Source organism: Ralstonia sp. Ralssp135, assembly GCF_047304345.1.
GTDB classification, from domain to species: domain Bacteria; phylum Pseudomonadota; class Gammaproteobacteria; order Burkholderiales; family Burkholderiaceae; genus Ralstonia; species Ralstonia chuxiongensis.
Genome location: NZ_JBGLYZ010000004.1, coordinates 111,462 through 129,940, shown reverse-complemented (window position 1 = coordinate 129,940; position 18,479 = coordinate 111,462). Strand labels below are relative to the sequence as shown.

At 65.0% G+C, this 18,479-nt stretch carries 17 protein-coding genes; 6 read left to right on the top strand and 11 right to left on the bottom strand.

Annotated elements, in window-relative coordinates:
- Positions 1-59: 59 nt before the first annotated feature.
- From ACCD03_RS05360 to ACCD03_RS05345, 4 genes are all read right to left on the bottom strand, one after another.
- Positions 60-770: a nicotinate-nucleotide adenylyltransferase gene (locus ACCD03_RS05360; RefSeq protein WP_316670775.1), complete on the bottom strand. Its 711-nt coding sequence runs from the start codon at positions 768-770 to the stop codon at positions 60-62.
- Positions 767-1,675 carry an oxygen-dependent coproporphyrinogen oxidase gene (gene hemF, locus ACCD03_RS05355; protein ID WP_413411029.1) on the bottom strand — a complete coding sequence of 303 codons (909 nt, stop codon included), beginning with the start codon at positions 1,673-1,675 and terminating at the stop codon, positions 767-769. The genes ACCD03_RS05360 and hemF overlap by 4 nt, the downstream gene beginning before the upstream one ends.
- 155 nt (positions 1,676-1,830) lie before the next feature.
- Positions 1,831-3,099 carry a phosphoribosylamine--glycine ligase gene (gene purD, locus ACCD03_RS05350; protein ID WP_253537939.1) on the bottom strand — a complete coding sequence of 423 codons (1,269 nt, stop codon included), beginning with the start codon at positions 3,097-3,099 and terminating at the stop codon, positions 1,831-1,833.
- Between the two features lie 83 nt (positions 3,100-3,182).
- Positions 3,183-3,908, bottom strand: a complete 726-nt coding sequence (locus tag ACCD03_RS05345; protein WP_253537937.1) for a YebC/PmpR family DNA-binding transcriptional regulator — start codon at positions 3,906-3,908, stop codon at positions 3,183-3,185.
- 173 nt (positions 3,909-4,081) lie between these two features.
- Here ACCD03_RS05345 and ACCD03_RS05340 point away from each other — a divergent pair, with 173 nt between their 5' ends.
- Positions 4,082-5,644, top strand: coding sequence for a helicase HerA-like C-terminal domain-containing protein (locus ACCD03_RS05340; protein WP_413411028.1), 1,563 nt, complete (start codon positions 4,082-4,084; stop codon positions 5,642-5,644).
- Between the two features lie 69 nt (positions 5,645-5,713).
- Here the strand turns inward: ACCD03_RS05340 and upp are convergent, their stop codons facing one another.
- Positions 5,714-6,364 (bottom strand): uracil phosphoribosyltransferase, encoded by a 651-nt coding sequence (gene upp, locus ACCD03_RS05335; RefSeq protein WP_027680948.1) that lies wholly within the window; start codon positions 6,362-6,364, stop codon positions 5,714-5,716.
- 64 nt (positions 6,365-6,428) lie between these two features.
- Complete coding sequence (locus ACCD03_RS05330) at positions 6,429-7,907, bottom strand: NCS1 family nucleobase:cation symporter-1 (RefSeq protein WP_413411026.1); 1,479 nt, start codon at positions 7,905-7,907, stop codon at positions 6,429-6,431.
- A gap of 184 nt (positions 7,908-8,091) precedes the next feature.
- Here ACCD03_RS05330 and ACCD03_RS05325 point away from each other — a divergent pair, with 184 nt between their 5' ends.
- From ACCD03_RS05325 to ACCD03_RS05310, 4 genes are read left to right on the top strand one after another with little or no spacing between them, the layout of a single operon-like run.
- Positions 8,092-9,009: a DMT family transporter gene (locus tag ACCD03_RS05325; RefSeq protein WP_413411024.1), complete on the top strand. Its 918-nt coding sequence runs from the start codon at positions 8,092-8,094 to the stop codon at positions 9,007-9,009.
- Positions 9,010-9,051: 42 nt separating this feature from the next.
- Positions 9,052-9,843: an SDR family oxidoreductase gene (locus ACCD03_RS05320; protein ID WP_045206098.1), complete on the top strand. Its 792-nt coding sequence runs from the start codon at positions 9,052-9,054 to the stop codon at positions 9,841-9,843.
- A gap of 10 nt (positions 9,844-9,853) precedes the next feature.
- Entirely contained in the window at positions 9,854-10,285 is a 432-nt protein-coding gene (locus tag ACCD03_RS05315; RefSeq protein WP_045206099.1) for a methylglyoxal synthase, read from the top strand.
- Positions 10,282-11,262: a quinone oxidoreductase family protein gene (locus ACCD03_RS05310; protein ID WP_413411023.1), complete on the top strand. Its 981-nt coding sequence runs from the start codon at positions 10,282-10,284 to the stop codon at positions 11,260-11,262. The genes ACCD03_RS05315 and ACCD03_RS05310 overlap by 4 nt, the downstream gene beginning before the upstream one ends.
- A gap of 9 nt (positions 11,263-11,271) precedes the next feature.
- Here the strand turns inward: ACCD03_RS05310 and ACCD03_RS05305 are convergent, their stop codons facing one another.
- From ACCD03_RS05305 to ACCD03_RS05285, 5 genes are all read right to left on the bottom strand, one after another.
- Positions 11,272-11,568, bottom strand: a complete 297-nt coding sequence (locus ACCD03_RS05305; RefSeq protein ID WP_045206101.1) for a YkvA family protein — start codon at positions 11,566-11,568, stop codon at positions 11,272-11,274.
- A gap of 164 nt (positions 11,569-11,732) precedes the next feature.
- Entirely contained in the window at positions 11,733-12,893 is a 1,161-nt protein-coding gene (locus tag ACCD03_RS05300) for a BMP family ABC transporter substrate-binding protein (protein ID WP_413411021.1), read from the bottom strand.
- Positions 12,894-12,967: 74 nt separating this feature from the next.
- Complete coding sequence (locus tag ACCD03_RS05295; protein WP_045206103.1) at positions 12,968-13,888, bottom strand: ABC transporter permease; 921 nt, start codon at positions 13,886-13,888, stop codon at positions 12,968-12,970.
- Between the two features lie 13 nt (positions 13,889-13,901).
- Positions 13,902-15,011 (bottom strand): ABC transporter permease, encoded by a 1,110-nt coding sequence (locus ACCD03_RS05290; protein WP_413411020.1) that lies wholly within the window; start codon positions 15,009-15,011, stop codon positions 13,902-13,904.
- Positions 15,004-16,518 carry an ABC transporter ATP-binding protein gene (locus ACCD03_RS05285; protein ID WP_413411050.1) on the bottom strand — a complete coding sequence of 505 codons (1,515 nt, stop codon included), beginning with the start codon at positions 16,516-16,518 and terminating at the stop codon, positions 15,004-15,006. Before ACCD03_RS05285 ends, ACCD03_RS05290 begins: the two co-directional genes overlap by 8 nt.
- A 489-nt stretch (positions 16,519-17,007) precedes the next feature.
- On the opposite strand from ACCD03_RS05285, the gene ACCD03_RS05280 reads away from it, so the two are divergent.
- A complete protein-coding gene (locus ACCD03_RS05280) occupies positions 17,008-18,222 on the top strand; it encodes a multidrug effflux MFS transporter (protein WP_253537899.1) in 1,215 nt (404 codons plus the stop codon).
- Positions 18,223-18,479: the final 257 nt, after the last annotated feature.

Below are 18,479 nucleotides of genomic sequence, written 5' to 3'. Positions count from 1 at the left end.
CGTTTAAAAGGCGAGAAAAAAGGTCGAAAAAAAGCGCGTGAATGCAATCAATCACGCGGTCAAGCACTGACCGTGCCATTGGCACGGCGGTACAGCGAATGCGATTGGATCAGGTCGGCCACGCCGGCGGGCAGGTCGCTGTCGCAGCGCGCGCCGGTGGCAAGCTGCCGGCGCAGGCGGGTGGATGACAGGTCGACAGCCAGTGTCTGGTCGATCCACATATGGCCTGCGGGTGCGCATTGTATCAATGCCGTGTCGCCCCGGCGCACATCGAGTTCGCGCTGCACCGGCGCATGTAGCGCCTGCAGGTCGAAACCGGGGCGTGTGGCGACGCACAAGTGGACGTATTCGAACAGGTCCTGCCAGCCGTGCCAGGTGTCCAGGCCGACGAGCTGGTCGGCGCCCATAAGCCACGCCATGGAGGTATCCGGGCCGTAGACGCCGCGCAATTCACGCACGGTGTCGATGGTGTAGCTGGGCCCGTGGCGGTCGACTTCCATGCTGCTCGCGTGGACACGGGTGCGGCCACCTTGCACCGCCTTGGCGGCCAGTTCGGTCATGGCAAAGCGCAGCGGGGCAGGCGTGATGTCAGCGGCTTTCTGCCAGGACACGCCGGTCGGAATCCACAGCAACTCATCCAGATCGAGGCGGGCAATGCAGAGCTCGGCCAGGGCGATGTGGCCAATGTGCGGCGGATCGAACGTGCCACCCAGCAAGCCAAGCCGATAGGGGCGATCGAGATCGGGGCGCACGAACGTGGGAAGCGTCATACCCAATCGCGCGCCGGCAGGAAATCGGTGTACAGCGCGGCCTCCGGTGAACCCGGTTCCGGCTGCCAGTCGTAGCGCCAGTTGGCCACCGGCGGCATCGACATCAGGATCGATTCCGCGCGGCCGCCGCTTTGCAGGCCAAACAGCGTGCCGCGGTCGAATACCAGATTGAACTCGACATAGCGGCCACGACGATAGGCTTGGAAGGCGCGCTCGCGCTCACCGTAGGAGGTGGCATGGCGTTGTTCGGCGATAGGCAGCCAGGCCGGCAGGAAGGCGTCGCCCACCGAGCGCATCATCTCGAAGCTGCGCTCGAAGCCCAGCTCCGCAAAGTCGTCGAAAAAGATGCCGCCGACGCCGCGTGCTTCCTTGCGGTGTTTCAGATAGAAATAATCGTCGCACCATTGCTTGAAGCGCGGGTACAGCTCGTCGCCGTAGGGCGCCAGGGCGCCCTGGCAGGTGCGGTGGAAGTGAGCGGCGTCTTCGGTGAAGCCGTAGTACGGCGTGAGATCCATGCCGCCACCGAACCACCAGACGGGCTCGGCGTCAGGGCGCACGGCGACGAAGCAGCGCACATTCATATGCACCGTCGGCACGTAGGGATTGCGCGGGTGGAAGACCAGCGACACGCCCATTGCCTCGAAACCGCGCCCCGCCAATTCTGGCCGGTTGGCGGTCGCCGAAGGGGGCAGGGTGTCACCCATCACGTGCGAAAAACCGACGCCCCCACGCTCAAGCAGCGCGCCGCCTTCCAGAATGCGAGTGCGACCGCTGCCGCGCAGGCGCTCGGTGGGCGGCTTCTCCCATGCGTCGGTGACGAACGTGCCGCCGTCCAGGGCGCTGGCGGCAGTGGTGATGCGGTCCTGCAGGTCCAGCAGGTAGGCGCGGACGGCTTGGGTATCCATGCGATCAGAGGGGGCCGCTCGAAGGGTCGAGTCAGGCCGAGTCATACGGTTGTCACCATTGTAGCGGGCGGGCAGCCGGGGCAAGTCGGGGATCACCCGGGGTGACGGATGCCGCGCCTGCCCCATGGTGGGGCATCAGCGCGGCCGGCTATCGCTCAATGGCGGATGGCGCGATGGCCGATATCGGTCCGGTACTGGGCACCGTCAAAGTGGATCTGCTCGATGGCGTTGTATGCAGCACGCTGTGCTGCTTTGACGGTATCGGCCAGGCCAACCACGCACAGCACACGGCCGCCGTTGGTGGTCAACACGCCGTCCTTGAGCGTGGTGCCAGCGTGGAAGGTGACGCTGTCTTCCGTTTCCTTCGGGATGCCGGTGATGACGTCGCCCTTGCGCGGCGTGTCCGGGTAATTGTGCGCGGCCATGACCACGCCCAGCGCGGTGCGGCGGTCCCAGTCCAGCTCCATGCCGTCGAGTTTGCCGTCGATGGCGCGGTCGAGCACGTCGTACAGGTCGGTCTTCATGCGCGCCATGATGGGCTGCGTTTCCGGATCGCCCATGCGGCAGTTGAATTCGAGCGTCTTGGGGTTGCCTTCCGCGTCGATCATCAGGCCGGCATACAGGAAACCAGTGTACGGAATGCCGTCCTTTTCCATGCCGCGGATGGTCGGCATGATGATCTCGCGCAGCGCGCGGGCGTGCAGCGTGGGCGTGACGACCGGCGCGGGCGAGTAGGCGCCCATGCCGCCCGTGTTGGGGCCGGCGTCGCCGTCGAGCAGACGCTTGTGGTCCTGGCTGGTGGCCAGCGCCACGACGTTCTTACCGTCGCACACGACGATGAAGCTGGCCTCTTCGCCGGCCAGGAATTCTTCGATCACAACGCGTGCACCGGCGTCACCCAGGCGGTTGTCGGCCAGCATCATGTCGATGGCGTTGTGCGCTTCTTCGGCGGTCATTGCCACGACCACGCCCTTGCCGGCGGCCAGGCCATCGGCCTTAATGACGATCGGGGCGCCTTCCTGGTCAATGTACGCATGTGCCTGCGCAGCATCGCTAAAGGTCTGGTACTTGGCGGTCGGAATGCCGTGGCGGTGCATGAACGCCTTGGCGAAATCCTTCGACGATTCAAGCTGCGCGGCGGCCTTGGTCGGCCCGAAGATGCGCAAGCCTTTGGCGCGGAACAGGTCGACGATGCCGGCGGCCAGCGGTGCCTCCGGCCCGACCACCGTGAAGTGGATGCCTTCGCGCTCGGCAAAGGCTGCCAGCACTTCCGGATCCGTGATCGGGAGGTTCTGCAGGCGCTTGTCGAGCGCCGTGCCGCCGTTGCCGGGGGCCACGTATACCACCTGCACCTTGGGCGAGCGTGCCAGCTTCCATGCCAGGGCGTGCTCTCGACCGCCCGAACCGACCACCATCACTTTCATGCTGTACCTACTCAAAAAATCGAAATCTGGAAAACAAAAACGGCGATCGTGAGGTCGATCGCCGTTATGCGCGTGTCCGGGACTTACTCCCCGATGACCGCGTTGGTGAAGACTTCCTGCACGTCGTCCAGGTTTTCCAGGACGTCGAGCAGCTTCTGCATCTTGACCGCGTCTTCGCCGGTGAACTCGACTTCGGTCTGCGGTTTCATGATGACTTCGGCCAGTTCCGCCTTGAAGCCGGCGGCTTCCAGCGCGGTCTTGACCTTCGTGAAATCGTGGGGCGGGCAGATGACTTCGAGCGAGCCGTCCTCATGGGTGACGACATCGTCGGCGCCGGCTTCGAGCGCGGCGTCCATCAGCTTGTCTTCCGGCGTGCCCGGCGCGTAGATGAACTGACCGATGTGGTCGAACAGGAACGCGACGGAGCCCGATGTACCCATGTTGCCGCCGTACTTGTCGAAACCGTGGCGGACTTCAGCCACGGTGCGCGTGCGGTTGTCGGTCAAGCAGTCGACGATTATGGCTGCGCCGTTGATGCCGTAGCCTTCGTAGCGGATTTCTTCGTAGTTCGCGCCTTCCAGGCCGCCCACACCGCGCTGGATGGCACGGTTGATGTTGTCCTTGGGCATGTTCGCGTCGGTGGCCTTGTCCATGGCCAGGCGCAGGCGCGGGTTGGAGTCGGCATCGCCGCCGCCCAGACGGGCCGCCACGGTGATTTCCTTGATCAGGCGCGTCCAAACTTTGCCGCGCTTGGCGTCGGCAGCGGCTTTCTTATGCTTGATATTGGCCCATTTGGAATGACCGGCCATGAAACTCTCCGAGCGGAATGCAGTGGGATCTGGCGCCCAGATGGCGGTTTGACGCCACCTGCACGCTCTATAATCGGTCGCGGATTTTAGCATGCTGCACACGCCCGCCGCCCCGTCCATCCGGTCGACTTGCTGGTGTGTCATCCCCCCAGATTGATCCTCGTCCAAACGCCATGACCGATCCCATCCTGATTGCCAAGAACGCCAAAGCGGAGTTGGTGCTGTTGCCCCAGCTCGCCAACCGGCATGGCTTGATCACCGGTGCCACCGGCACCGGCAAGACCGTCACCCTGCAAACGATCGCCCAGGGCCTGTCGAAGATCGGCGTACCGGTTTTCCTGGCCGACGTAAAAGGTGATCTGACCGGCATTTCGCAAGTCGGTCAGTCCACCGACAAGCTCAAGGCCCGCCTGCAGGAGCGCGGTCTGGAAGAGCCGCAATGGGCTGGTTGCCCCGTCACGTTGTGGGATGTGTATGGCGAACGCGGCCACCCCGTGCGCGCCACCGTGTCCGACATGGGCCCGCTGATGCTCTCGCGCATGCTGGAGCTGAATGACATCCAGACCGGCGTGCTGAACCTCGTCTTCAAGATTGCGGACGACTCAGGCCTTGCGCTGCTCGACATGAAAGACCTGCGCGCGATGCTCCAGCACGTTGGCGAGCATTCGTCGGACTACACGAACAAGTACGGGAACATCTCGTCGGCCAGCATCGGGGCCATCCAGCGCAACCTGATCGCGCTGGAAGAGCAGGGCGCCGACCAGTTCTTCGGCGAGCCCATGCTCGACATCAATGACCTGATGCAGACCGTGCGCGGCCAAGGCGTGATCAACATCCTGGCGGCCGACAAGCTGCTCAATGCGCCCAAGTTGTACGCGACGTTCCTGCTGTGGATGCTCTCCGAGCTGTTCGAGCATCTGCCCGAGGTGGGCGACGTGGACAAGCCCAAACTCGCTTTCTTCTTTGACGAGGCGCACCTGCTGTTCAATGACGCACCGCCGTCCCTGCTGCAGAAGGTGGAACAGGTGGTGCGGCTGATCCGCTCCAAGGGCGTAGGCGTGTACTTCGTGACGCAGAACCCCGCCGACGTGCCGGACACGGTGCTTGGCCAGCTCGGCAACCGCGTGCAGCACGCGTTGCGGGCCTTCACGCCGCGCGATCAGAAAGCCGTGAAGGCGGCGGCCACCACGATGCGCGCGAACCCGGAATTCAGCATTGAAGAGGCGATTGGCGAATTGGCCGTGGGCGAGGCGCTGATCTCCATGCTGGATGAGGGCGGCCGCCCGGAGATTACGCAGCGTGCGTTTGTCGTGCCGCCTGCATCGCGCATCGGCCCGATCTCGGACGACGAGCGCCGCGAGCTGATGTCCAATTCGCTGGTGGCGGGGCGCTATGACACGGCAATCGATCGCGAATCGGCGTACGAGATCCTGAGCGGCCGCGTGGCAAAGGGCGGGCCGGCCTCTGCGCCGGCACCGGGTTCCATCGGCACGGATTTCGGTGCATCGACAGGTTCAGTGCCCGCACCGGCGCCAGCGCCAGCGCAACAGGAGAGTGGCGGATGGCTTGGCGATGTCGGCGCAATCCTGACGAAGGGTACGGGCCGCAGCGGCCGTGGCGATTCGATTGTCGAAACGTTGGCCAAGTCGACGATGCGCACCATCGGTTCGACCGTCGGGCGCGAAATCGTGCGCGGCGTGCTGGGCAGCATTCTGGGCGGATCGAAGAAGCGCTGAGCGCGTCCAACGCACCAAAGACAACAGCCGGCATTGCCGGCTGTTCTTGTTTGCGCTGGGAGCGTGCGATCAGTTTTTCGTGCCGAACAGGCGGTCGCCCGCATCGCCCAGGCCCGGGATGATGTAGGCGTTTTCATCCAGGTGCGAATCGAGCGACGCCACAAACAGCTTTACGCCCGGATGCGCCTGCTGGAACACCTCCACGCCTTCGGGCGCCGCGACGAGCGCCAGGAACAGGATGTTCTCGTCGGGCACGCCGCGCTTCTTCATCACGTCGACAGCGTGGACGGCCGAGTAGCCGGTGGCGACCATCGGATCGCACAGGATGAAGGTGCGGTCTTCCAGGTCAGGCAGGCGCACGAGGTATTCCACCGGACGATGTTGGTCATCGCGGTACACGCCGATGTGGCCGATACGCGCCGACGGAATCAGTTCCACTAGCCCGTCGCTCATGCCCACGCCCGCGCGCAGCACCGGCACCACGGCCAGCTTGCGGCCGGCGATGACGGGCGCTTCCATCGGGCCCATCGGCGTGTCGATGTGGCGGCTGGTCAGCGGCAGGTTGCGCGTGATTTCGTAGCCCATCAGCAGCGTAATCTCGCGCAGCAGCTCGCGGAACGTGCGCGTCGACGTGTCCTTGTCGCGCATGTGCGTGAGCTTGTGCTGGATCAGCGGGTGATTGAGGATGAACAGGTTCGGAAAGCGCGGATCTTGTTTCATGGCGGCAGGGGATTCTCAGATGGGGCGCATTGTACCGGCGCGCCCGTGTCGATTTTGGAAGCGCTTAACGGCGCCCGCGCATCAGGATCACATACACCACGGCCGAAATTGCGAGGCCCACGAACCATGCGTACGTGTACAGCGCTTCGAACACGCCCGGCACGCTGGCGACGAACCCGGCCTGCTTGAAGAAGCCCGGCAGATTGGGCAGCACGCCAATCACAAGCGCGACGATGGCGCGGCCGTTCCAGCCGTTGCCGTACCCGTAAGGGCCGTCCATGCGGAACAGTTCGCCGGTCTTGAGCACTGTGCGGCGCACCAGGAAATAGTCGACCATCATGATCCCGGCCACGGGGCCCAGCAGTGCGCCGTAGCCGACCAGCCACGTGAAGATGTAGCCCTTGGTGGTTTCCAGGATCTTCCACGGCATCATCGCCAGGCCGATGCCCGCCGTGATGTAGCCGCCGATGCGGAACGAGATGCGGTGCGGCGCCAGGTTCGAGAAGTCATACGCCGGCGACACCACGTTGGCGGCGATGTTCGTCATCAGCGTGGCGGTGATCAGTGCCAGCAGGGCCACGATGACCGACGGGCCCGTCATCTTGCCGGCCAGCGTGACCGGATCCCAGATGGCCTGACCGTAGATGACCACCGTGGACGACGTGACGAGCACGGCCACCAGCGCCAGCAAGCCCATCGGCAGGGGAAGCCCGATGGCCTGCCCGACAAGCTGATCGCGCTGGCTGCGCGCGAAGCGGGTGAAGTCGGGAATGTTCAGCGCCAGCGTGGCCCAGTAGCCGACCATGGCGGTGAGCGACGGCCAGAAGAAGCCCCAGAACTCGCCGGCGCGCTTGCCGCCTGCCGAGAACGCCGACGGCGCCGACAGCATCGGGCCAAAACCGCCCGCGTTGATATACGCCCACCAGACCAGGCCAAGTGCGGCCAGGATCAGCAGCGGGGTGGCCAGCGCTTGAAAGCGCTTGATCGATTCGAGCCCCTTGGTGATCAGCCAGATGTGCAGTGCCCAGAACAGCAGGAAGCAGAATCCCTGGCCCGGGTTGATACCCAGCCCCGGAATGTTGCCGCCCACCAGCATGTTGTCGGTGACCACGTTGAGGATCGTGTAGATCGCCTGACTGCCCAGCCACGTCTGGATGCCGAACCAGCCGCACGCCACGATGGCCCGCAGGATGGCCGGCAACTGCGCGCCGCGCACGCCGAACGACGCTCGCACCAGCACAGGGAAGGGTATGCCGTACTTGGTGCCAGCGTGGCCCACCAGCACCATCGGCACGAGCACGATCAGATTGCCGAGGAACACCGTCAACACCGCCTGCCACCAATTCATGCCCTCGCTCATCAGGCCCGAAGCCAGCATGTAGGCCGGCACCGATACCACCATCGACACCCACAGCGCGGCGTAGTTGGTCGCCGTCCAGGTGCGGGCAGCCTGCGGGGTCGGGTTGAGGTCTTCGTTCCAGAGGGTCGGGTCGGGTGCCCCGGCGGTGCCCGCGGGGAACGCGGAAGAGGTGGTTTGGCTCATGTCGATGTGGGATCCGTTGTCGTTGTAGATTTTCGGAATGCAGGCGCGATTGTACGGTGGCCCCGGGTGTATCCAAGCGAAACCTGTGCCACGCGCAGCGCACCCCGCGTCGGAACGTTTTGTTGAATTCCAATACAATCGACGACGCTCTCCAACGCCTCTCGCTCCTCTCCCGCGCCCCGCTGTGACCACCGCGTCTTCTGCGTCTTCCAGTTCCGCAAGAACCACCGACACCGGCGGCCTGCTGCTTGCCTCCGCGGGCGCCGTCCTGTTTTCCGCCAAGGCCATCGTCGCCAAGCTGATGTACCGCTATCAGGTGGACGCCGTCATGGTCATCACCCTGCGCATGCTGCTGGCGGCGCCGCTGTTCATGGCGATGGGGTGGTGGCAGTCGCGCGGGGCCGAGCCGCTGACCGTGCCAGACCGCTGGCGCATCGTCGGCCTGGGGCTCATCGGCTATTACCTCTCCAGCTTTCTCGACTTCCTCGGCCTGCAGTACATCACGGCGGGGCTGGAGCGGCTGATCCTGTTTCTAACGCCGTCGTTCGTGCTGCTGATTACATCGACGGTATTCAAGCGGCGCATCACCGGCTTGCAGTGGGTGTCGCTGGCGCTGGCCTATGCCGGCATCGTGCTGGTGTTCGCGCACGACCTCAACCAGGGTGGCAACAACGTGTGGCTGGGTGGCGGATTGGTGCTCGCCAGCGCCATCAGCTACGGTATCTATCTGCTGGCTAGCGGTGAGCTGGTCAAGCGCGTTGGGTCGATGCGGCTGGTTGCCTATGCGATGTGCGTGTCGACCGCAGCCTGTATCGTCCAGTTTCTGGTGCTGCGGCCGGTGTCGGCGCTGGTGTTGCCCTGGCAGGTGTATGGGCTGTCGGCCATCAACTCGGTGTTCTGCACGGTGGCGCCGGTCACGATGACGATGATGGCGGTGGCGCGTGTGGGTGCGCCGGTGGCCTCGCAGGCGGGCATGATCGGGCCGGTGTCAACGCTGCTGCTTGGCTGGTGGCTGCTGGGCGAGCCGATCACGATTTGGCAGATTGCTGGCAGTGCGCTGGTGCTTGCCGGGATGGCGCTGCTGTCACGCCGTCGCGGCTGACAGGCGGCCAATCCAGATAACAATCACAAGGAGTCAGACAGGATGGATTTGGGGCTGAAAGGCAAGCGTGCGCTGGTGTGCGGCGCAAGCAAGGGATTGGGCTTTGCGTGCGCCGACGCGCTGGCCGCTGAAGGCGTGGACGTGGTGATTGTCGCGCGCGGTGCCGAAGCGTTGTTGGCAGCGGCCGAGCGCATCCGCACGGCGCACGGCGTGCGCGTGGAAGCCGTGGCCACCGACATCACCACGCCGGAAGGCCGCGCCGAGGCGCTGCTCGCATGCGAGCGACTGGGCGGCTCGCCCGACATTCTCGTCAACAACGCGGGCGGCCCGCCGCCGGGCAACTTTCGCGACTGGGACCGCGAGGCATGGAATGCTGCGCTCAACGCGAACATGCTCACGCCCATCGATCTCATCAAAGCCACCGTCGACAAGATGATCGAGCGCCGCTGGGGCCGCATCGTCAACATCACCAGCGGTGCGGTGAAGGCACCGATTGACGTGCTGGGTTTGTCCAACGGCGCGCGCTCCGGGCTGACGGGCTTCGTGGCGGGCCTGGCGCGTGAAGTCGCCAAGCATGGCGTCACCATCAACAATCTGCTGCCGGGCCAGTTTGAGACCGACCGCCTGACCAAGACGCTGGAAGCTGGCGCCAAGACCGCTGGCATCAGCGCAGAAGAAAATTTCGACCGCAAGCGGCAGGGCAATCCGGCTCGACGCTTCGGCCAACCGGCCGAGTTTGGCGCCGTGTGTGCTTTCTTGTGCAGCCAGCACGCTGGCTACCTGAATGCGCAAAACATCCTGCTGGATGGCGGCAGCTTCCCTGGCACCTTCTAAGCCAATCACGATGACCACTCTTACGCCCGAAAGCGCAGCCCGCAAACGCCGCGTCGCCCTGATCGCACACGATCACAAGAAAGACGACATGGTCGCTTTCGCACAAACGCACCGAGCCTTCCTGTCGCAATGCGATCTGCTGGCGACCGGCACCACCGGTGGCCGCTTGGAGAAGGAGGTCGGCCTGACCGTGCAGCGCATGCTGTCCGGCCCGTGGGGCGGGGACTTGCAGATTGGCGCACAGTTGGCCGAAGGCCGTGTCGACGTCGTCATCTTCCTGCGCGACCCGATGACGCCACAGCCGCACGAACCCGACATCAACGCGCTCGTCCGCGCCTGCGACGTCCACAACATTCCCTGCGCCACCAACCTGGCCACCGCCGACCTGGTGATGTCTGCCCTGCAACGGGTGGCGCCCGATCCGAAGGAGATCCACGCATGACACAAGCGAAAGCCATCCGCATCTTTGAGACCGGCGGCCCCGAAGTGATGCAGTACGTCGATGTCGACGTGCCCGCGCCCGGCCCCGGCGAGGTGACGGTCAAGCAGCACGCCATCGGCCTGAACTACATCGACGTGTATTTCCGCACGGGGCTGTACCCGCAGCCACTGCCGGGCGGCATCGGCATGGAAGCGTCGGGTGTGGTGGAAGCGGTGGGCGAGGGCGTGACGCACGTTAAGCCCGGCGACCGTGTTGCTTATGCCGGCCGCCCCACCGGCGCTTACGCTGCGGTGCGCACGATGCCGGCCGACATTCTCGTGCGCCTGCCGGATGCGATCGATTTTGAAACCGGCGCCGCGATGATGCTGCAGGGCATGACCGCGCAATACCTGCTTCGCGACAGCTACCGCGTGCAGCCCGGCGATACGGTGTTGTTCCACGCAGCCGCTGGCGGAGTGGGTTTGATTGCGTGCCAGTGGCTCAAGGCGCTCGGCGCCACCGTGATCGGCACCGTCGGCAGCGATGCGAAGGCTGAACTTGCCCGCGCGCACGGTTGCGATCACACCATCGTCTACACGCGCGAGAACTTTACCGAGCGCGTGCGCGAAATCACCGGCGGCAAGGGCGTGCCGGTGGTCTACGACGGCATTGGCAAAGATACGTTTACGGGTTCGCTGGATTGCCTCGCGCCGCGCGGGATGATGGTGACCTACGGCAACGCATCGGGCCCCGTGCCGCCGGTTGACCTCGGTGTGCTGAGCGCAAAGGGCTCGCTCAAGATCACGCGCCCGACGCTGATGACCTACACGGCGCGGCGCGAGCTGCTGGAACCGATGGCGGCAGAGTTGTTTGATGTGGTGGGCAGCGGCAAGGTGAAGATCGAAATTCACCAACGCTACGAACTGCAGAACGCGGCGCAGGCGCACCGCGATCTGGAATCGCGCAAGACGACCGGGTCGACGATCCTCTTGCCGTAAGGCGGAAAGTTACCGCCCGGTGGGCTTCACACGCCGGGCGGCGGCAAAGCGTGCATCCTCACGCACACGGTCGGGCAGGCCACGCAGCAGCATGTGCAGCGCCAGCGGCACCAGCACGATGTCGTCCACCCAGCCGATCACCGGGATGACATCCGGAATCAGATCGATCGGCGATACCACATAGCCCACCAGCAGCAGCGCAGCCGGGGCAAGCCACCACGGCTTGTCCGGATGGCGCAGCGCAAACCACAGCAGGCGCGCGTCGTTGCGCACCACGCTCCACAGGCGGAAAAGTCGTCCGAACATCGTGGGCTCCTTGATGAAAAGCCGGCGTCACATGAGGGCGTTTGGCCGGCAAACCATCGTATCAGCTTGGGGAAACGGCCCGGTTTTCAAGGTGAGGTGTGATCGCCCATGAAAAAAGCCGGCCCTCTTGCGAGTTGCCGGCTTTTTGCCGAGGCGGGGTGAACTTAACCCGGAATCTTGCCTTCCACGCCTTCGACGTAGAACTTGATACCGTGCAGGAAGCCATCGTCGGCAACCTTGTCGGCGGGCAGGACTTCCTTGCCGGTGTTGTCCTTGAGGGGGCCCTTCCAGATCGGTGCCGAGCCATCGATGATGCCCTTCTTGCGGGTCTCGACCAGCGCCTTCACGTCTTCCGGTACCACGGCGTTGTACGCGCCCAGATCGATCGCGCCTTCCTTCAGGCCCCACCACACGGTTTCCGGCTTCCACTTGTTTTCAAGCACGTCGCCGACGACCTTGGTGTAGTACACGCCCCATTTGTTGATCGAGGCGGCCAGGTGGGCTTTCTCGCCGAACTTGGTCATGTCGCTGTCCCAGCCGAGCGCGTAGACACCTTTCTCTTGTGCAGTTTGCACGACTGCCGCGGAGTCGGTGTTCTGCATCAGCACGTCGACACCTTGCCCGATGAGGGTGGTGGCAGCTTCGCGCTCCTTGCCCGGATCGAACCACTTGTTGACCCAAACCACGCGGGTGGTGGCCTTCGGGTTGACGCTGCGCGCACCCAGCGTGAACGAGTCGATGTTGCGGATCACCTCGGGGATGGGCACCGAACCCACCACGCCAAGCTTGCCCGACTTGCTCATCTTGCCGGCCACCACGCCCGCCAGATACGCGCCTTCATACGTGCGCACGTCGTATTGGCCGAGGTTGTCGGCGGTCTTGAAACCGGTGGCGTGCTCGAACTTAACGTCCGGGAATTCCTTGGCGACCTTGAGCATCGATTCCATGAAACCGAAGCTCGTGCCGAAGATGACCTTGTTGCCCTGGGTGGCCAGGTCGCGGAACACGCGCTCGGCGTCAGCAGCGCTTTCGGGCACGTTCTCGACGAAGCTGGTCTTCACCTTGTCGCCGAACTTGGCTTCCACTTCCTTGCGGCCGGCGTCGTGAGCATATGTCCAGCCCGCATCGCCCACCGGGCCGACGTAGACGAACGCGACCTTCAGCGGCTCATTGGCCGGTGCCGGCGCGGCAGCGGCGGGGGCCGAGGAAGCGGCCGGCGCGGCGGTCTTGTCGGCAGCGCCTTCGTTGGATTTGCCGCAACCCCAGAGGGTCAGGGCAGCGCCGGCGGCCAGGGCGGCCAGCGTGATCCTGCGGGTAACGTTCATCGATTTCTCCTGTTGTGTGGCTCGTTGACTGTGTTGAAGCAAAAAGCGGGAATGCCGAAAGCTAAGGCTGCAGTTTAGGCAGCCCCCGGTCGGAACGGCTTGCCGAGCGATGCGGGCATGTTCAGGCGAATCCAATCCGGATTGCGCGAGATGATGGCCAGCACGACGATGGTGGCGGCAAACGGCGCCATCGACAGAATTTGCGACGGCACCGATACGCCCATCCCCTGCAGGTAGAACTGCAGGATCGTCACGCCGCCAAACAGCAGCGCGCCGAACAGGATGCGCATTGGGCGCCAGGTGGCGAAGGTGGTCAGCGCGAGGGCAATCCAGCCGCGGCCGGCGACCATGTTCTCGACCCACATTGGCGTGTAGACGAGCGACAGGTACGCGCCCGCCAGCCCGCAGCATGCGCCGCCAAACAGCAGCGCGCCAAAGCGGATGGTGCGCACCGGGTAGCCGAGCGCGTGAGCCGACTCTGGCGATTCACCAATCGCGCGCAGCGTGAGCCCCGCGCGCGTCTTGAACAGAAACCAGGCAATCGCGCCGCACAGCAGCAGGCTGAAATAGACCATCCAGTGCTGCGCGAACAGGGCAGGGCCGACGAATGGAATCGACTCCAGCCCCGGAATGCCATGCGCCTGCGCCGGCAGCGACATGCCGACAAAGCGCTGCCCCATGAAGGCGGACAGCCCGGTGCCGAAGATCGACAAGGCGAGGCCCGTCGCAACTTGGTTGGTAACGAGCACCAGCGCCAGCCACGCGAAGAGGGCCGCCATCACCATGCCGGCAATCGCGCCGGCGGCAAAACCCAGCAGCGGAATCTGCGTCTGGTAGCCGACCATGAAGCCGACCACGGCGGCCACCAGCATCATGCCTTCGGCGCCGAGGTTCAGCACGCCGGAGCGCTCGTTCATCAAGAGGCCCAGGGCGGCCAGCAACAGCGGGGTGCCGGCGTTGATCGACGCGGCGATCAGGGGAGCGAGACTTTCCATGTGTGAGGCCTGATCAGTGATGCGCGCGCCAGCGCAGGCGGTATTCGATGAGCGTGTCGCAGGCGAGCAGGAAGAACAGCAGCATGCCCTGGAACACGCCGGTAATGGCCGACGGTAGGCCCAGGCGCGATTGCGCAAGCTCGCCGCCGATATAGAACAGCGACATCACGATCGCGCCCAGCACGGTGCCGACCGGATTCAGGCGACCGACGAATGCCACCACGATGGCGGCAAAGCCGTAGCCGGGGGAAATGGACGGCAGCAGCTGCCCGATCGGGCCCGTGACCTCAAAGGCGCCGGCAATGCCTGCCAGGCCACCCGACACCAGCAGCGCCGTCCACAGCGCCGCACGCGACGAGAAACCCGCGTAGCGTGCCGCTTGCGGCGCCAGCCCGCCCACCTGCAGGCGGTAGCCCGCAAAGCTGCGGAACACGAACAACGTCATCGCCGCCGTCATCACGAGCATGAACAGAAAGCCGACGTGCAGACGCGTGCCGGCCACGAGCGTCGGCAGAACAAATGCGCTGTCGAACACGATCGACTGCGGGAAGTTCATGCCGTTCGGGTCCTTCAACGGCCCGTTGACCACGTACAGCAGCAGCAACTGCGCGATGTACGTGAGCATGAGCGAGACGAGGATCTCGTTGGCATGAAAGCGATCGCGCAGCAGCGCAGTAATGGCCGCCCACAGCGCCCCGCCGATCAGGCCGGCGACGACGGCCAGCACCAACGCAAAGCTGCCGGGGATGGCGGGCGTGGGCGTATCGAAGTAAATGATCGTGGCCGCCGCGAAGATGCCGCCGACGATAAGCTGCCCCTCCGCGCCGATATTCCACACGTTGGCGCGATAGCACACCGACAAGCCCAGTGCGCACAGCACCAGCGGCACGGTCTTGAGCAGCACTTCACCAATCGCGCGTTTGCTGGCCAGCGGCTCAACCAGGAACACGCGCAGGCCCGCCACCGGGTCTTTGCCCAGCAACGCGAACAGCAGCAGGCCAAACACCATTGTCAGCACGAGGGCGATCAGCGGCGAGGCATAGGCCATGGTGCGCGACGGGATTGGGCGCAGCTCCAGCGAAACCGGCAGCGCCAGGCGGCTGCCATGCATGACGTCAGCCATGGGCCGCCTCCGAGGTTGCTGCCGGCGAAGCCGCGGCTTTGTCCCACATGCCGCTCATCCACAGGCCGATCTGTTCGCGGTCGGTGGCGTGCGTGGGGGTAGAAGGGGAGAGGCGCCCGTTGGCGATCACGTGCAGGCGATCGCACAGCGCAAAGAGTTCGTCGAGTTCTTCCGACACGATCAGGATGGCGCAGCCCCCGGCCTTGAGCGCGAGGATTTCGTTGTGGATCTGGGCCGCCGCGCCCACGTCCACGCCCCAGGTGGGTTGCGCGACGATGAGCACGCGCGGCGCGCATTCGATTTCGCGGCCGACGATGAATTTCTGCAGATTGCCGCCCGACAGGCTCTTGGCCAAGGCATCCGGGCCGCCGGCCTTCACGCCAAATCGGCTGATGATGCCGGTGGCCAGTTTGGCCGCAGCCTTCTTGTCGATGAGCCCACCACGCACCTGCGGCGCACGCTGATGCGTCAGCAGCGTATTGGCGGCTAGCGACAGCGATGGCACAGCGCCGCGCCCGAGGCGCTCTTCCGGCACGAACGACAGCCCTCGCTTGCGGCGTGCACGCGGGTCGAGCTTGGCGACTGGCTCCTTGCCGATGCTGATGGTTTGTGCCGGGGCGCGGGTGTCTTCGCCCGACAGAGCCGCCAGCAACTCCTGCTGCCCGTTGCCCGACACGCCGGCAATGCCGACGATCTCGCCGCTGCGCAGTTGCAGGGCGATATCACGCAGCTCCGTCGCAAAGGCGTGCGCCTTGGGCAGCGACAGGCCGGCCACTTCCATGCGTACCTCGCCCGGTGTGGTCTGCGGGCGTAATTCGCGCGGCGGCTCGCCGCCGATCATCATGCGCGACAGCGACGCCGCCGTTTCCTGGCGCGGGTCGCACACGCCCGTGACCTTGCCCATGCGCATGACCGTGGCGGCGTGGCACAGGGCCTGGATCTCGTCGAGCTTGTGACTGATGTAGAGGATGCTCGTGCCTTCTGCCGCCAACTGGCGCAGCGTCACGAAGAGCTTCTCGACGGCCTGCGGTGTCAGCACCGAGGTCGGCTCGTCAAGAATCAGCAGGCGCGGCTTGGTGAGCAGCGCACGCACGATTTCCACGCGCTGGCGCTCGCCAACGGACAGCGTATGGACATGGCGATGCGGCTCCAGCGGGAGGCCGTATTTCTCGCCCGTGCTGCGCACCTGATCGGCCACGTCGCGCAGGTCGGTGCCAGCGGGCAGGCCGAGCAGGATGTTCTCTGCCACCGTGAGCGTGTCGAACAGCGAGAAGTGCTGGAACACCATGGCGATGCCCAGCGCCCGGGCCTGGTGCGGATTGGCGATCTCGACGCGCTGGCCGTCGAGCAGCATCTCGCCGGCGTCGGGCTGCACGGCGCCGAAGATGATCTTCATCAGCGTCGACTTGCCGGCGCCGTTTTCGCCCAGCACGGCATGGATCTCGCCCGGCGCGACAGTCAGGCTGACGCCGTCGTTGGCGACCACGCTCGGGTAGTGCTTGGTCATGCCCGTCAGCGACAGGCGTGGTGGGAGTGGTGTCACAACAGTTGGCTCGTGGTTTCCGTGCCGCTCACCGTGCAGGGTACGCAGCGGAGGCGGTCTCTTTTTGGGTGTTGACGACACTTCACAACAGGTAACGCCGATGCAGGTTCGCGCCGACGCATCGCAGCAATCATCATGGTTGCGTGATGCTTGCCATCAACCACAAATTATATCGTCCGGCACCGCTCCAGACGGGGATTTCGGCCCGCTTGCGACTGCCTCGTACGAGGGGTGGCAGAGTGCAAATCCCGTGCCGGGCCCATGGGGGCCATTTGCGGGTTCCAGCTTGTCATGCCGACGTATGCAGGTTGCACGCGCAGCCCTTGGACGGGGCGCGCACGCCGCCGTGCACCTGACCGGTGCGCACCCCCCGTGGTTCGCCACTTTGCGCTAAAGTCCTCGGTTTGCTTCGGCGCGGGCCGCACGTCAGCTGCCGCGTCCCGCTCTCCCTTCATGACTGCTCCCGCTCCCGCACGATCCCGCATGCCCGGCCCGATTCCAGGCTGGCTCCTCCTGCTTGGCGCGCTCACGGCCATCGGCCCGCTGTCGGTCGACATGTATCTGCCCAGCCTGCCGACCATCGCGCGCGATCTGAATACGTCGTCGGCCGCGGCGGGGCTCACGCTGACCGTCTTCCTGATCAGCCTGGCGATCGGCCAGCTCATCTACGGCCCGGCCAGCGATCGGTTTGGCCGCAAGCCGCCGCTCTATATCGGTCTGGCGATGTACGTGGCTGCATCCATTGGCTGCGCATTTGCCAAAGACGCCACGATGCTGGCCGTGCTGCGCGGCGTGCAGGGGTTTGGCGGCTGCGCGGGCATGGTCATCGCACGCGCTGCCGTGCGTGATCGCATGGACCCGGCCGGCGCTGCGCAGGCGTATTCCACGCTGATGCTGGTGATGGGTGTGGCGCCCATCCTAGCGCCGATGATTGGCGGCGCGGTGCTGCAGTTCGCAACGTGGCGGGTCATCTTTGCATTGCTGACGGCGTTTGGCGTGCTGTCGCTGGTGGCGGTGCACTACCTGATGCGCGAGTCGCTGGCGCCCGAGCAAGCGCGCAAGCTGGCAGTCAGCCACGTGCTGCGCGACTACTGGGAACTCCTGCGCGATCACCATTACGCCGCCTATATGTGGTGCGGCGCGGTGTTCCTGTCGGGCATGTTTGCGTACATCACCGTGTCGTCGTTCGTGCTGATCGACGGTTATGGGCTGACGCCCTCGCACTACGCGTGGGTGTTCGGCAGCAACGCGGCAGGGATGATCGCGGCCTCGCGCGTGAATGTGCGGCTGGTGCGCAAGTATTCGCCGGCGCGCGTGTTGCGCCGGGCGCTCTGGGTGCCGGTTATCACCAGCGTGCTGGCTGCCGCCGCCGCCGCGGCGGGTTATACGCCGCTGCCGCTCGTGCTGGCGGCGCTGTTCTGCTACATCGCATCGATCGGCTGCATCTCGCCAAACACCGGCGCCCTGGCCATGGCGGGGCAGGGCGCGCGTGCTGGTACCGGCTCGGCGCTCATGGGCGCTATGCAGTTTGGCCTCGGCATGGTGACCGGTACGGTGGTCGCCGCCATCGGCCAGAGTGCGCTGCCGCTGCTGGGCATGATGGCCGTGTGCGCCATCGCCGCGCTTGTTCTGGGCCTGCGCATCACGCGCGAAGAGCCCAGCGCCTGATCCTCGCGCTTCCGGCTATTCCTCTACGCCTCTTGTTCTAGAGGCGTCTTCCTCTTTTCATATGACTCGGGCATAACATGCCTGTCACGCTGACCGTGTCCGGCACCTATGATGGGTGAAGCCGGACCGCGTTCAGCCGCGACTTGGCCCTGAGTGACTAAGGGTTACTTCTTATACAGAATTTATCGACAATTTATTAACGTATCGCTTTCGTTTTCAATCGCGCATCGTTTTGCCGGGATCTCCCCGCCAACGGC

What these genes read in the sequence shown, in the direction of transcription:
- ACCD03_RS05305 (WP_045206101.1), bottom strand. Translation starts at nt 11,568, where the DNA reads ATGTTCGGACGACTTTTCCGCCTGTGGAGCGTGGTGCGCAACGACGCG.
- ACCD03_RS05315 (WP_045206099.1), top strand. Translation starts at nt 9,854, where the DNA reads ATGACCACTCTTACGCCCGAAAGCGCAGCCCGCAAACGCCGCGTCGCC.
- ACCD03_RS05345 (WP_253537937.1), bottom strand. Translation starts at nt 3,908, where the DNA reads ATGGCCGGTCATTCCAAATGGGCCAATATCAAGCATAAGAAAGCCGCT.
- purD (WP_253537939.1), bottom strand. Translation starts at nt 3,099, where the DNA reads ATGAAAGTGATGGTGGTCGGTTCGGGCGGTCGAGAGCACGCCCTGGCA.
- ACCD03_RS05280 (WP_253537899.1), top strand. Translation starts at nt 17,008, where the DNA reads ATGACTGCTCCCGCTCCCGCACGATCCCGCATGCCCGGCCCGATTCCA.
- ACCD03_RS05290 (WP_413411020.1), bottom strand. Translation starts at nt 15,011, where the DNA reads ATGGCTGACGTCATGCATGGCAGCCGCCTGGCGCTGCCGGTTTCGCTG.
- ACCD03_RS05330 (WP_413411026.1), bottom strand. Translation starts at nt 7,907, where the DNA reads ATGAGCCAAACCACCTCTTCCGCGTTCCCCGCGGGCACCGCCGGGGCA.
- ACCD03_RS05300 (WP_413411021.1), bottom strand. Translation starts at nt 12,893, where the DNA reads ATGAACGTTACCCGCAGGATCACGCTGGCCGCCCTGGCCGCCGGCGCT.
- hemF (WP_413411029.1), bottom strand. Translation starts at nt 1,675, where the DNA reads ATGGATACCCAAGCCGTCCGCGCCTACCTGCTGGACCTGCAGGACCGC.
- ACCD03_RS05285 (WP_413411050.1), bottom strand. Translation starts at nt 16,518, where the DNA reads ATGACCAAGCACTACCCGAGCGTGGTCGCCAACGACGGCGTCAGCCTG.
- ACCD03_RS05360 (WP_316670775.1), bottom strand. Translation starts at nt 770, where the DNA reads ATGACGCTTCCCACGTTCGTGCGCCCCGATCTCGATCGCCCCTATCGG.
- ACCD03_RS05340 (WP_413411028.1), top strand. Translation starts at nt 4,082, where the DNA reads ATGACCGATCCCATCCTGATTGCCAAGAACGCCAAAGCGGAGTTGGTG.
- upp (WP_027680948.1), bottom strand. Translation starts at nt 6,364, where the DNA reads ATGAAACAAGATCCGCGCTTTCCGAACCTGTTCATCCTCAATCACCCG.
- ACCD03_RS05295 (WP_045206103.1), bottom strand. Translation starts at nt 13,888, where the DNA reads ATGGAAAGTCTCGCTCCCCTGATCGCCGCGTCGATCAACGCCGGCACC.
- ACCD03_RS05310 (WP_413411023.1), top strand. Translation starts at nt 10,282, where the DNA reads ATGACACAAGCGAAAGCCATCCGCATCTTTGAGACCGGCGGCCCCGAA.
- ACCD03_RS05320 (WP_045206098.1), top strand. Translation starts at nt 9,052, where the DNA reads ATGGATTTGGGGCTGAAAGGCAAGCGTGCGCTGGTGTGCGGCGCAAGC.